Annotated in this window: 11 protein-coding genes; 8 read left to right on the forward strand and 3 right to left on the reverse strand. The window is 34.5% G+C overall.

Annotation, left to right across the window (positions count from 1 at the left end; translation table 11 throughout):
• Positions 1-8: 8 nt before the first annotated feature.
• The 4 genes from AC4NPH_RS26900 (at position 9) to trxB (ending at position 2,382) form a co-directional block, all read left to right on the forward strand.
• Positions 9-254, forward strand: a complete 246-nt coding sequence (locus tag AC4NPH_RS26900; RefSeq protein ID WP_098315230.1) for a hypothetical protein — start codon at positions 9-11, stop codon at positions 252-254.
• 124 nt (positions 255-378) lie between these two features.
• The gene (locus AC4NPH_RS26905; RefSeq protein ID WP_098315229.1) at positions 379-921 is read left to right on the forward strand and encodes a peroxiredoxin; all 543 of its coding nucleotides are present in this window, start codon (positions 379-381) and stop codon (positions 919-921) included.
• A 148-nt stretch (positions 922-1,069) separates the two neighbouring features.
• Complete coding sequence (gene trxA, locus AC4NPH_RS26910) at positions 1,070-1,387, forward strand: thioredoxin (protein WP_179879721.1); 318 nt, start codon at positions 1,070-1,072, stop codon at positions 1,385-1,387.
• 44 nt (positions 1,388-1,431) lie between these two features.
• Complete coding sequence (gene trxB, locus AC4NPH_RS26915) at positions 1,432-2,382, forward strand: thioredoxin-disulfide reductase (RefSeq protein WP_098315227.1); 951 nt, start codon at positions 1,432-1,434, stop codon at positions 2,380-2,382.
• 805 nt (positions 2,383-3,187) lie between these two features.
• On the opposite strand, the gene AC4NPH_RS26920 is transcribed toward trxB, so the two are convergent.
• Genes AC4NPH_RS26920 through AC4NPH_RS26930 form a run of 3 tightly spaced genes read right to left on the reverse strand, consistent with a single transcriptional unit; the run spans position 3,188 to position 5,447 of the window.
• Positions 3,188-3,859: a GNAT family N-acetyltransferase gene (locus AC4NPH_RS26920; protein ID WP_491939283.1), complete on the reverse strand. Its 672-nt coding sequence runs from the start codon at positions 3,857-3,859 to the stop codon at positions 3,188-3,190.
• Complete coding sequence (locus tag AC4NPH_RS26925) at positions 3,816-4,550, reverse strand: GNAT family N-acetyltransferase (RefSeq protein ID WP_491939284.1); 735 nt, start codon at positions 4,548-4,550, stop codon at positions 3,816-3,818. The genes AC4NPH_RS26920 and AC4NPH_RS26925 overlap by 44 nt, the downstream gene beginning before the upstream one ends.
• A 12-nt stretch (positions 4,551-4,562) precedes the next feature.
• Entirely contained in the window at positions 4,563-5,447 is an 885-nt protein-coding gene (locus tag AC4NPH_RS26930) for a carbon-nitrogen hydrolase family protein (RefSeq protein ID WP_098315224.1), read from the reverse strand.
• A gap of 575 nt (positions 5,448-6,022) precedes the next feature.
• On the opposite strand from AC4NPH_RS26930, the gene AC4NPH_RS26935 reads away from it, so the two are divergent.
• From AC4NPH_RS26935 to AC4NPH_RS26950, 4 genes are all read left to right on the forward strand, one after another.
• Positions 6,023-8,449, forward strand: a complete 2,427-nt coding sequence (locus AC4NPH_RS26935) for a GcvT family protein (RefSeq protein ID WP_491939285.1) — start codon at positions 6,023-6,025, stop codon at positions 8,447-8,449.
• A gap of 31 nt (positions 8,450-8,480) precedes the next feature.
• The gene (gene solA, locus AC4NPH_RS26940; protein ID WP_098315222.1) at positions 8,481-9,632 is read left to right on the forward strand and encodes an N-methyl-L-tryptophan oxidase; all 1,152 of its coding nucleotides are present in this window, start codon (positions 8,481-8,483) and stop codon (positions 9,630-9,632) included.
• Positions 9,633-9,718: 86 nt separating this feature from the next.
• Positions 9,719-10,873 (forward strand): aromatic ring-hydroxylating oxygenase subunit alpha, encoded by a 1,155-nt coding sequence (locus tag AC4NPH_RS26945; RefSeq protein WP_098315221.1) that lies wholly within the window; start codon positions 9,719-9,721, stop codon positions 10,871-10,873.
• Positions 10,874-11,386: 513 nt separating this feature from the next.
• Entirely contained in the window at positions 11,387-12,949 is a 1,563-nt protein-coding gene (locus tag AC4NPH_RS26950; RefSeq protein ID WP_257141736.1) for a BCCT family transporter, read from the forward strand.
• The last annotated feature ends 286 nt before the right edge of the window (positions 12,950-13,235 follow it).

The following is a 13,235-nucleotide window of genomic DNA, read 5'->3' on the forward strand; positions in this document are numbered from 1 at the left end:
TAGTTTTTATGAATGAGTATATGCGTATAACAACAAAAACAAAAGATATTATAGAAGGCACCCAAATATCTTATAAGGAGCTTGAAACTATAAAAGATAGTTACCCTTTACTTTCAATATTTGAAAATAAAAACTTTAAAGATGGTTTTTTTATTGTTGAAAAAGAGGCCGTATCTTTTATTCATCGTAATCAGATTGAGTCTATGTCCTGCTTAAAGCTTATTGAAAGAGAAACTCAACGTCCTCTTTATTAACAATAGCTAAAAGAATGAATAATAACCTAAGTAAAGTAGTTTTAGTATAAACATGTAATAAAAAATGCTAATAGATAATTAGTTTTAAATTTAATTAATTTACACTATATGGAGGTAATATAAAATGACACAACGTATGGTAGGAAAGCAAGCACCCCGTTTTGTAATGGATGCAGTAATGACCAACAAGGAGTTTGACAAGGTTAGTTTGGAAGAAAACATGAGAAATGATAAGTGGACAGTACTGTTTTTCTATCCAATGGATTTTACATTCGTATGTCCAACTGAAATTACAGCTATGTCTGATCGCTATGATGAATTTCAAGATTTGGATGCGGTAGTCATTGGGGTTTCTACGGATACCATACATACCCACCTTGCTTGGATTAATACCGATCGAAAAAAGAATGGTTTAGGAGATCTAAACTATTCTTTAGCAGCCGATACAAATCATGCGGTATCTCGAGAATATGGTGTATTGATTGAAGAAGAAGGGATTGCACTTCGTGGATTATTTATTATTAATCCTATGGGAGAAATTATGTATCAGGTTGTATTTCATAACAACATTGGTCGAGATGTAAATGAAACGTTGCGAGTACTTCAAGCTTTACAGACTGGTGGTTTATGCCCGGCAAATTGGAAACCAGGTCAAAAAACTTTATAAGCTATAATTACTTAGAAATCTATATCAAAAATTAGACGAAGGAAGCTACTAATAACAATCTCCTGTTTGTTATTAGTAGTTTTTCAATATATATATTAGTTAGATTAATGTTAAATATGAATTAGGAATTATGAAGGAGGAAATTATAATGTCAAATGTTCTTACAGTAAATAAAGCTAATTTTGAAGAGGTTACATCTTCTAATAAAGTATCGGTCATTAAATTTGGTGCCTCTTGGTGTGGACCGTGTAAGATGATAGCTCCAGTGTTAAATAACTTATCTAATAATATGAAAAATGTAACATTTGGAGATGTTGATATAGATGAAAATAGTGAATTAGCTCAACTACACGATATTATGAGTGTTCCTACTGTTTTAATCTTTAGAGACGGAACAGTTGTTAAAAAGAGTCTAGGATTTTCTACAGAGGAGAAATTAAAGGATTTAATTTCTCAATATATGTAAATTAGATAAATCAAATACTCTAATTCACTGAGAGAGGGATTGAAATGAAGGAAGTTATCTATGATGTAATTATTATTGGTGCAGGACCTGGAGGTATGACATCTGCTATTTATACATCAAGGGCAAACCTAAAAACTTTAATCCTAGAGAGAGGAGTTCCAGGTGGACAGCTCCAAAATACAGCAGAAATCGAGAATTTTCCTAGCTACTCACATATAAGTGGTCCGGAATTAGCTCAAAATATATTTGAACATTCTCTAAAATTTGGTGCAGAATATGAGCAAGCTAATGTAAAGAGTATTGCAATTGAAGGAGATATTAAAGCCGTATACACTGAGAGTGGCGTATATAAATCTAAATCAATCATTATATCTACGGGTACTAAATACAAAAAATTAAATATACCTGGGGAAGAAGAATTTTCTGGTCGTGGTGTTTCCTGGTGTGCAGTTTGTGATGGAGCATTCTTCAAAGATAAAGAACTTGTTGTAGTAGGTGGAGGTGACTCTGCGGTAGAAGAATCTGTTTTCTTGACAAGATTCGCCAAAAAAGTAACTGTTCTGCATCGTCGAGATCAATTCAGAGCACAACCTATTTTAATAGACCGTATGCTTAAAAATGAAAAGATTGAGGTAATGTACAATACAATAGTAAATGAAATTAGAGGAGAAAATAAAGTTAGTACTGTTCTTCTTGAAAATGTAAAAACGGGAGAAACAAAAGAGTTTCAAGCAGACGGTATTTTTGAATATATTGGTATGGATCCTGTTTCAGAATTTGTAAAAACTTTAAAAATTACAGATGAGGAGGGATGGATTATCACTGATAATAGAATGAAGACTGCTATCAAAGGAATTTTTGCAGTAGGAGATATTAGAAAAAATGCAGTCAGACAGGTTGTAGCTGCTACCGGAGATGGTTGTATTGCAGCACTTGAAGCTCAATATTACGTAGAGAATTTACAGGAAAAGGGAAATGATTTATCTTACGTGTAAGTTAATATGCTATAGATTCAAAACATCACAACTAACATTTTAAAAAAGCTAATTACTAATTTTTCTTATAATATTTTACAAGTTTGAGACTCCCCATGGTTGAACCAGTGGGGATCTTGACTGTTTAGGAGTTCTCTGTGTATTAATGTTTTGAATAGTCTTCAAAATGATTGTACCCCCTCATCCCTCTGTATCCAATGTATATAGCGTTATAATACTCGATGACATATATGGTTTGTGCGTGGCATGAAGGCCTATAAAACCTCATACTATATCATTTTAGAGACTTTTAATTGTCTACATACCACATTTGATTCCACTTTAATCCCTATAGTTAAAGGATTGGGCTTACTCATTCAGAGAATATGTAAGATTGTTAAACTCTAAAAAAATAAAACCGATGCATAGAAATTATATATGCACCGTTTTTTTATTAAGATATTAAACAGAATGAGAATGTTACTTAAAAGAGAAAAAATAAAGGAGTTGCTGTTTTATGAGGAACAATGCATCAGGTAACTTAGGAGTTTAATTATTTTTAAATCAAGTCTTGCCTAAATACACAAAAATACAACTCCATGAGAAGTTGTATTAATTCTAGGGAGAGAGGGCAAAAAAGCTTTTTAATGTTTATTAGAGAAATCTATCTTTGTTTCTTGATAAAGTCACGCTATATTATGGAAGAAACTCGTCAAAAAAGGATAATTTCATAGTAGAAGCAGCCTCTTTTTTTGACGAGTTTCCGAAATATAAACGATCATTCTCTAATAATTCTTGAACTGTATTTACAAAAATACCCAATATATTAAATAGGTAATAATGCTATAGATTTTTCCTTTTCTAAATTCTTAATCATTTCTTTCCAATGCTTTGGTTTATTTGATAAGACAGAATAATAACGTCTCAAAAATTGTATAATAAGATTACTATTTAATTTCTCCTCCCTTTGATCAATAAGAAGAAAACACAAATCAAGGCCAGATACAGCTTCGCCATCATTTTTCCACGATGGATGAACATAAGGGAAATCAAGACGTTTATAACCAAGATGAGATAAGACTTCCCGACGAACATAAGGGTTCATCGACTTAATACCACCAAATTCATATTGTTCTACTTTATAAGGATCATAGATTTCAGCAAAAATACCATGCAGCCTCTTTCCGTTAGCAGAAGCTAACGTATTTAAATCAGATAATCTTTTTTGGGCTAAAAATGTTCCCACACCAAGCCCATCTTTGCCAATAATCGTGAAGTCTGTCATTGCTACATTAAAATCTTCATAATATCGATATTCTGTGGCCCCTACTACTTTACTATTTTTAACAGCAACAAATACACGTATTCCTGTATCTTCTAAAGGCTCTTTCCAAAAATTGAATTCCAATACTTCTTCTGAAGGAAATACTTGTTGCATTAATTGGTGCATTTGTTTAAAGTAAGGATCTTCTATGTTTGTTATTCGATGATATTCCATCTTTAACCAACTCCTTATCTTGAAGGTTTTGATAAAATGGATTTTTCCATTCCATCAGCGTACTGTAATTACAAGAATCTTTATCTTCTAAATAGTTTGCTACTACTTTAATTGGATTTCGACCGCAGTGAAGTAGAAATGTAATAACCGGATCTTTTAATTCACCACGTAGAATAGATTCTATGTATTGTTCAGGTGTCATTTTATTACTATATCTATGGTATCCAGGCATTCTTCCACCGCCTAATAAGCGTTCAAGGCCTTTGTGGATGACTAAATCATACATAGAAAACATTAACCATTTTCCCAAACCTAGTTTTCGAAAAGTAGGGCTTATACTAATGTCAACAACATATAATGTATTTCCGTCTGGTCTGTGATTTTGAATGTAGCCATCACTTGTAATTTCCTCCCATGTATGATCAGGATTATCCAAGTCAAAATCAACAAGCAATCCAGTCATTGAGCCTGCAATTTCTCCATTTACTTCTACACATAGAGCTCCCTCCGGAAAGAGAGAAACATGGTTAGATAGTTGTTGTGGATTCCACCATAATTCAGAAGGAAATGGTGGAGGAAAACATTCTTGCTGAATGCGAATTAAATCCAGAAAGTCCTTTTGTTCATAATTTCTGATTAACACCGGAATTGGCCGGCCCTGATCAAAGACAAAAAACTCCTTATGATACACAGTCATGCCTCCTCATAAACGTGTAGGAATCTCTTTTATAGCTTCCCAATCTGGATAAAGATCTGTTCTTCGATCTCTCCATGTCGTAACAGATCCACTTTCCCGAACCTGGTATAACAGTTCTAAATTCAAATCAGTTGTGACAATCATATCTTGATTAATTTCTCCTTCCACCAAAAGACCTTGAGGAGGAAATGGTATATCGTTGGGTGTGATAACTGCAGCTTGACCAAAATTAGCTCGCATGAAATCTACAGTAGGTAGAGAACCGACTGTACCGGAATTCACTACATAAATTTGATTTTCAATTGCTCTTGCATGGCTTGTATAACGAACACGATGAAATCCATGTCGATCATCAGTACAAGAAGGACAGAAAATTATATCAGCACCTTTAGCTCTTGCCATCCGAACAATCTCGGGAAACTCTATATCATAACAAGTCAACATTGCAATAGTACCCTTGCTAGTCTCAAATACCTGTAAATCTTCACCAGGTGCCATATTCCACTCCTCTATCTCTGTTGGTGTCAGATGCAGTTTTGCCTGCTCTGCAACCCTTCCATCCGGATAAAATAAGTGAGCTACATTATATAGCTTGCTATCTTTTCGCACAACATGAGTACCTGCAATAATGTGTGTATTTGATTTGATAGCTAAATTTATAAACAATGAACGATACTGGTCAGTAAAATCAGGTAAATCATGAATTGTCAAAGCATTTCCTTGATAGTCTCCAATAGACATAAGCTGTGTAGTGAAAAATTCAGGAAACATAATAAATTCTGCTCCAAATTCCTCCGCGGTTTTTACATAATGCTCTACTTGATAAGCAAATTCCTCAAAGGATTGTATTGTATGAAGATGATATTGAACTGCCGAGACTCTTAGTTTCATAGTTTTCTCCTTCTTTTCTATTGAAGTAATATTTATATCTCAATTTGTATGTTTTTGAACCTCTGTTACTTTTAGAATCTTTACAAAATCAAATGGATTTTCATTCTTTAAATAAAGTTAGTTTGATTAATATAAAGTCATTATGAGTTAAAATTTAAAGAAAAAAAAGTACGCACTTTCAAAACATATAGTGTATATAAGTATACTGTAAAAAATTTCGTATAATAGCAGTAATTTATTTTAATTTAACTCTTTGAATGATTTTCCACGACATGTTTTCTTTAATTTTTCTAGTAGATATAAGACTGACTTTAAGTAAACACTAAATATAATATTAATCTTTTCTATACAGCCTTTATCCTAAAAGTTCGTAGTTTAGTTTGATTACCTTTGATCTTAGACGAATAAGAAAATAATAATTTCATTTTCTCGAACATTATAAGATAAATATGCCAAAAAAATTCTATGTTATATCTCCTGACAAATTATTTTCTTTTTTCTGAAGATTGGAAATATAATAACTCCATCGACAAGATTTAACATTTAGTTAACGAGAAGGAGTTGGACTTGGAGTTATGAAACAAAAGAAAGTGGTTATCATCGGAGCTGGTGTAGTTGGATGTAGTACAGCTTATTATTTAAACAAAATGGGACAACGCGACGTCACGGTAATTGAACAGGGACCACTATTTGAAACAGGTGGATCAACATCTCATGCCCCAGGTCTTGTATTTCAAGTTAGTTTTTCAAAAGTACTTACAACCTTAGCATCGCAAACGGTTGAGGCCTTTAAAGCATTAAGTACAGATGCACATCCCTCTTTCTATTCGGTCGGTAGCCTTGAAGTTGCACATACACCAGATCGTTTAGAAGACTTAAAAAGAAAAGCTGGAGTAGCCGGTTCATGGGGAATAGATGCATATGTTCTCTCACCGGAGGAGTGTTTGCAAAAAAGTTCGTTAATCAATAAAGATGGTATTTATGGAGGACTTTATGTTCCTTCAGATGGAATCGCTAAGCCACTTCGTGCTGTTGAAGAGATGACTAGTTTTTCTAAGTCTTGTGGTACTAAATTTTATGGACATACAGAAGTCACGAATATAGAAGTAGTGGATGGCCAAGCAAGAGCAGTAGAAACGAGTGCTGGAAGATTTGAAGCTGATTTAATTATATGCTGTGCTGGTTTCTGGGGTCCACGTATTGGAGAGATGGTAGGTGTAACCATACCTCTTCAGCCAATGGCACATCAATACGTATTTACAAATAATTTGGAGGAATTAGCTGAAGAAGAACAAGAAGTATCCATGCCACTTATTCGTCAACAAGATAGTTCTATATATTTTCGCCAAGTATTCAATGGTTTAGGTATTGGCTCATATCAACATCGTCCGTTTCCCGTTGAACTTAATGAAATTACGAAGTATGGTGAAGCGAAAGATATGCCATCCGTAAAGCCGTTCACACCAGAAGATTTTGAAAAACCTTGGCAAGATGCTATTGAATTTATTCCATCATTAAAACAAGCAGGAATAAAAAAAGGGATAAATGGAATTTTTTCATTCACACCTGATGGAATGCCATTGCTTGGAGAGTCACAAAAAGTTCGTGGATTCTGGGTGGCAGAAGCAATATGGGTTACTCATTCTGCAGGTGTAGCTAAGCAAATGGCTGAATGGATAGTTAATGGAGCACCGACCATTGATTTAGAGTTATGCGATATTAACCGTTTTGATACGTATGCACAAAGTCCAGCTTACTACAAACCAAGATCTATTGAGAATTACGAAAAAGTATACGATATTCATCATCCATTCATGCCACCAGAAACATCACGCAATATGCGTATAAGTCCATTCTATACGCGTCAAAAAACATTGGGAGCTTATTTCAACGAAAAAGCTGGATGGGAGCAACCACAATGGTATGAAGCTAATGATCCTTTAGTAAAAGTATATGAAAAAATAATTTTAAAAAGAGAGGGTTGGTCATCCAAATATTGGTCACCAATTGTCGAAGCTGAACAATTGCACACACGCCAACACATTGCCCTTTATGATGTAACAGCGACAAAAAAACGTCTGGAAATTAAAGGGGATGGAGCAGTTGAGCTTTTGCAACAATTAACGACAAGCAATATCGATATCCCAATTGGGCATGTAATGAATACGTTAATGTTACATGAATTAGCTGGAATAAAAGATGAGATAAGGGTTATTCGTAAGTCGGCTTCTAATTTTCATGTTCTTTGTACAGGATCAGTAGAAGCTAGCTGGATTCAAAAACAATTGTCGGCATCTAGTCAGGTTGTCATTCAAGATGTTACAGAAAAAACGTGCAGCTTACGTGTTATAGGTTCTAAAGCGAAGGAAATGCTAGAATCTCTTGCTTCTGACTTTTTTGTAGAAAATAAATGGGTGAACCAAAGGGCTAAGGAACTATTAATTGGTAATATTTCAGTTCTAGCTGTCTACAGTTCTTATGCTGGAATGGATAGCTGGGAGTTATCAACAAATAATGATCAAGGGTTGCAATTATGGGATTTACTATTTGAAGCAGGGCGTCCTTATAAACTCATCGCTGCAGGTGATCGTGCCCTTGAAGCTCTTCGAATTGAGTCATTCGCGTTAAGAAGTACTAAAGATTTCTGGAGTGAACATGACCCATATGAAATCGGACTTAACCATATGGTTGACTTTAATAAATCTACTTTTATCGGAAGAGAGGCACTAATGGCCCGTAAAGAAAATGGACCTAAATTACACTTGATGACATTAATAATTGATGATCCGACCATGGTTGTAATGGGATACGAACCGGTATTTGATAAAGAAAAAGTAGTCGGCTTTGTGACAAGTGCTGGATATTCATACAGCCTAGGAAAAGGGATTGTATACGCGTTATTATTGCCTGAAGCTGTCAACGAAAATACCACTTTCGATATTGAATATTTTGGAGAAAAATATAAAGCGCAAGTTATGAAAAACTCAACTGTTGTTGTTTAACTATTAATTGAAAAATCTAGGAGGAATAATTATGTCAACACACTATGATGTCATTATCATTGGTTTAGGAGCAATGGGTAGCACAGCTGCTTATCAATTGGCAAAGAGAGGCCAGCGAGTGCTTGGCCTTGAACAATTTGGTCCAGCTCACGACCAAGGATCCAGTCACGGTGGCTCACGCATTATTCGACAGTCTTACTTTGAAGATCCTGCATATGTGCCACTACTGCTTCGTGCATATGAGTTATGGAATGAGATTGAGCGAGAAAGTGGAGAAGAGATTCTTACGATTACAGGGGGCTTAATGCTAGGATCACCAGAAAGCTTAACGGTATCTGGCAGTATCGAAAGCTCTCAAAAATGGAACCTTTCTTATGATGTTTTGGATGCAAATGATATTTTTAAACGTTTCCCTACGTTTAATCCTTTACCTCACACAATAGCCTTATATGAAGAAAAAGCTGGATTTGTCAGACCTGAATTAAGTGTATATAGCCATCTTCTTCAAGCAGAAAAGCACGGGGCTGATCTTCGTTTCTTTGAAGGAGTTCAATCGTGGGAAGCACATCCTTCTGGTGAGGGTGTACGCGTTGTGACATCTAACGGAACATATGAAGCTGGAAAAATTATTATTTCTGCGGGAGCTTGGGCACCACAGCTATTAAAAGAATTAGGAGTAAACTTACAAGTAGAACGTCATATACAGATGTTTTTTGAGCCAACTCAAGGCATAGAACCTTTCCGTGTAGGAAAACATCCCATTTATATATGGGAAGCAGATGATAATGTGCAATTATATGGTTTCCCTTCTCATGGGTTACGTGCTGAGGGAGCAAAAGTTGCCTTTTTCCGGAAGGGGAAATTATGTACCCCAGAAAACATTGACCGAAATATATATGAAGATGAAGTAGAAATGATGCGAGAATATCTAGCCAACGGTATTCCTCAGCTAAATGGTCGATTCTTACAAGGGAAAACTTGTATGTATACAAATACACCGGATGAACATTTTGTTGTTTCACTCCATCCGAATCATCCACAAGTAGCTGTTGCAGCTGGATTCTCAGGGCATGGATTTAAATTTGCAAGTGTAGTAGGAGAGATTTTAGCAGATTTAGTGATGAAAGGAGAAACAAATCATCCAATTGATTTGTTTAGTCCGAAACGTTTTGTCTATCAGTAAATTTTCATTAAGATATCGATTTATTTACAAAATCTTTAGGATGTTCTATTTGAAATTTTTCCACAGGATAAAGGAGGAATATATATATGGTAATGGATCACAGTATTATAAACGATAAAGGAAAAATTAAGTCTACATTAAAGGGTGAATTGTATACATCTCCAACAATTTTCAACCTAGAAAAAGAACACATTATTTCTAAGTCATGGATTTTGGTTGGCTTTGCATATGAGGTAGCCAAGCCAGGTCAATATATCACAACAAGAGTGGAAGATGAAAATATCTTAATTGTTAGAGGGAAGGATTCCGTCCTACGAGCTTTCTTAAATGTGTGTCGTCATCGAGGGGCCAAACTTTGTAGTGCTTCATCTGGAAAAACAGGCGCTATTCGCTGCCCTTATCATTCATGGAGTTATAGTTTGGATGGTTCTTTAATTGGAGTACCTAATACAAGTCATTGTCGAGAAGAATTGGTTCATAACGAAAACTATGGACTGGATTCTGTTCATCTTGAAGTTTGGCATGGAATGATTTGGATAAACTTATCTGAAAATCCTTTATCAATTGAAGAAAGCTTAGACACACAAATTCTTGAACGATTTGGAGAGCTTAATACCTTTTCAAGATACGAAATTCAAAATTTAGAGGTAGCACATCGTAAAGATTATGAGGTAGAGGCAAACTGGAAACTTATTGTAGAGAATTTCCAAGAATGTTACCATTGTTCTTCTATTCACCCTGAACTTACAGCTGCTCTTCCAGAATTCCGTTCAGGAGTTGGGACGCAAAATTCTGTTGGTATTGGAGCTAAATTTGATGATACACTAGAAGCTTTTTCAATCAACGGTAAAGGTAGTCGTCCGATGTTAAAAGGTCTGCTTCCGGAGGATGATCGAACATATTTTGGAATGACCATTCTTCCACTTGTATTTATCAATCTAACACCAGATCATGTTATTATTCATCGAATTATTCCTATTAGTGCAGAGAAATCAAAAGTAATTTGTGAATGGTTATTTGATCCAGAAGAAATGGCTAAACCGGAGTTTGATCCAAGAGATGCCGTAGAATTGTTTCACCGCGTAAATCTCCAAGATTTTGAGGCTTGTGAGTGGTGCCAAGAAAATATGGGCTCAAAAGCTTATAAGGAAGGTGGTATCCTAGTACCAATTGAACAGCACGTTTCTCATTTTTATAATTATGTACTAGAAGCCATAGGTATGAAAATGAAAGTTGAGTAATAAATAAAATTTACTTGCCATGCTCTACATATCGAAATTTTCTCTTCCTTTATACTGAGAAAAGTAAGGAAGAGGAAATTTTTGATATGGTATCTGGTTTAGAAAAGTTATTATTCGTATTAACTATATTTAAAAATATTTAGTTGAAAGGCTTTAGGATAAATACAGGGTAAAACATAGCATGTTCTATTTTTAATACCAATTACTTTGTTTTAATCGGGATGTTTGGAAAGGGAAAATCAATTTTTAAATGAATTTATAAGATCCAACAAGCTAACTTATTAAAAATATGTAATTCTATATGTTCGAGGTTTATTTCTTATTGTTAGTTTGGAATTATAAAAAGTTGCGATGGTCATACTATCTCTTCTTCTAGTTTCCGAACTCAACTCTTTTCTATATCGTAGTAACTACTTTAGGTATCGTTTATTCATACCTTTTTGATCAAATAAGAGCAGTTATGATAGTAGAGGCAATATTGATCCAAAAATAGGAAAGGAGAACTTAGTAGCCATGCTGAATAAAATATTGGGTAGACATAGTGTATTTTATATATCAATCTTTTTAACCGTTACTTTTATCGTTTGGGGAGGAGTTTTCACAAAGAATTTCACGAAAGTTACAACTTCCATTTATAATTTAATTATTAATAATTTAGGCTGGGTCTACATGGACATTACCTTTTTTTTAGTAGCCTTTTCAGTCTACTTATTATTTTCGAAATATGGAAATATTAGAATAGGAAAAGAAAATGAGAAACCAGAATTTAAAACAGGTTCTTGGCTTGCTATGCTATTTGGTGCTGGAATGGGTGTAGGCATTATTTATTGGGGAGTGGCTGAGCCCGTTACTCATTATGTGAATCCTCCACATGGCGAGGGTTATACAGCTGAATCAGCTAACATGGCGATGAAATATTCCTTTTTTCATTGGGGGTTACAACCCTGGGCCATTTATGCTGTTATTAGCTTAGCACTTGCTTATTTTCAGGTGAAAAAAGGTCTACCTGCCACAATTAGTTCCCTCTTCTATCCTATTCTTAAGGATCGAATCAATGGCCCAATAGGAAAGACCATTGATATCTTTTCAGTAGTTGCTACTGTATTCGGAATTGCAACATCTTTGGGCCTAGGGGCTCTGCAAATCTCAGCAGGTTTTCACGTATTGTTAAATATCCCCAATACAGTCTCCCTACAACTTTCCGTCATTGGAGTAGGAACAGTTTTATTTATCATCTCTATAAATACTGGATTAGAAAAAGGAATTCAGTATTTATCTAATGCAGCCATTCTCTTATCCTTTATGATTATGCTACTAGTTTTATTACTCGGTCCCACTTTCGAAATTTTTAAAATCTTTTCTAATTCAGTAGGAAGTTATTTAAATGATTATATTAATATGAGCTTACAGCTTGCACCCTTCAGTGACAGTAAATGGATTGGAAATTGGACTTTATTTTATTGGGCCTGGTGGATTGCGTGGTGCCCTTTCGTAGGTATGTTTATTGCAAGAATTTCTAAAGGAAGAACCATTCGTGAATTTATAATTGGGGTTCTAATCGTTCCTACAATTGGTACATGTGCTTGGTTTTCTATTTTTGGAGGATCAGCCCTCCATATTATTGAAAATCTAGGTCATCGCGAATTAGCAAAACAAATCACTTCCAATATAGATTTATCTATTTTTAATTTCTTTGATTATCTGCCTGCAAGTTCTATGTTAAGCTTCATCGGGTTTGTAGTTGTTATCATTTATTATATCACAGTTGCTGATACGTCAACTTTTGTATTAGGTATGATTAGTGAAGGAGGAAAGCTAAATCCATCTACTAAAATTAAAATTACTTGGGGTCTTATTCAATCAATAGCTGCAGCTGTTTTACTTCTAATTGGTGGCTTGAATATACTTCAAACTGCTTCTCTTATAGCTGCATTTCCATTAGCCCTTATTTTAATATTTGTATGCTGGTCATTATTGAAGGAATTGAAGAATGAATACGCTGAAATGAGGAGTAATACAGAGTATAAGGATAATTTGAAACTTGATAATAGAAAAGAAAAAAGAGTATCCTTGTAGCCAATTTGATTCCCTAATAACATGCTCAAAATACCTGGAATACTTCTTAATAATTGGATACAGTCATACTTCTGTTCTATCAATTTTTATGATAATTATGGAAATGAAGGTTTAGGGAATATTATCATACCACCATCTGATACCTGAATATAACTTAAGCTCGTTTTATATATGTAAAATACTGGAGGGGAATGAAATATTTAAGTATTATGAATTTAGTAAGATATAAGAGACTCAGCTAGAAGAAAGAGTACGATATCATTTTAAGTCAACAAACTACAAACAT

The sequence above is a fragment of the Priestia sp. MDV22-iso46 genome (assembly GCF_058629175.1).

Excerpts from the sequence above, each read along its gene's own strand:
- AC4NPH_RS26900 (WP_098315230.1), top strand. The coding sequence starts at position 9 with ATGAATGAGTATATGCGTATAACAACAAAAACAAAAGATATTATAGAA.
- AC4NPH_RS26905 (WP_098315229.1), top strand. The coding sequence starts at position 379 with ATGACACAACGTATGGTAGGAAAGCAAGCACCCCGTTTTGTAATGGAT.
- trxA (WP_179879721.1), top strand. The coding sequence starts at position 1,070 with ATGTCAAATGTTCTTACAGTAAATAAAGCTAATTTTGAAGAGGTTACA.
- trxB (WP_098315227.1), top strand. The coding sequence starts at position 1,432 with ATGAAGGAAGTTATCTATGATGTAATTATTATTGGTGCAGGACCTGGA.
- AC4NPH_RS26920 (WP_491939283.1), bottom strand. The coding sequence starts at position 3,859 with ATGGAATATCATCGAATAACAAACATAGAAGATCCTTACTTTAAACAA.
- AC4NPH_RS26930 (WP_098315224.1), bottom strand. The coding sequence starts at position 5,447 with ATGAAACTAAGAGTCTCGGCAGTTCAATATCATCTTCATACAATACAA.
- AC4NPH_RS26935 (WP_491939285.1), top strand. The coding sequence starts at position 6,023 with ATGAAACAAAAGAAAGTGGTTATCATCGGAGCTGGTGTAGTTGGATGT.
- solA (WP_098315222.1), top strand. The coding sequence starts at position 8,481 with ATGTCAACACACTATGATGTCATTATCATTGGTTTAGGAGCAATGGGT.
- AC4NPH_RS26945 (WP_098315221.1), top strand. The coding sequence starts at position 9,719 with ATGGTAATGGATCACAGTATTATAAACGATAAAGGAAAAATTAAGTCT.
- AC4NPH_RS26950 (WP_257141736.1), top strand. The coding sequence starts at position 11,387 with ATGCTGAATAAAATATTGGGTAGACATAGTGTATTTTATATATCAATC.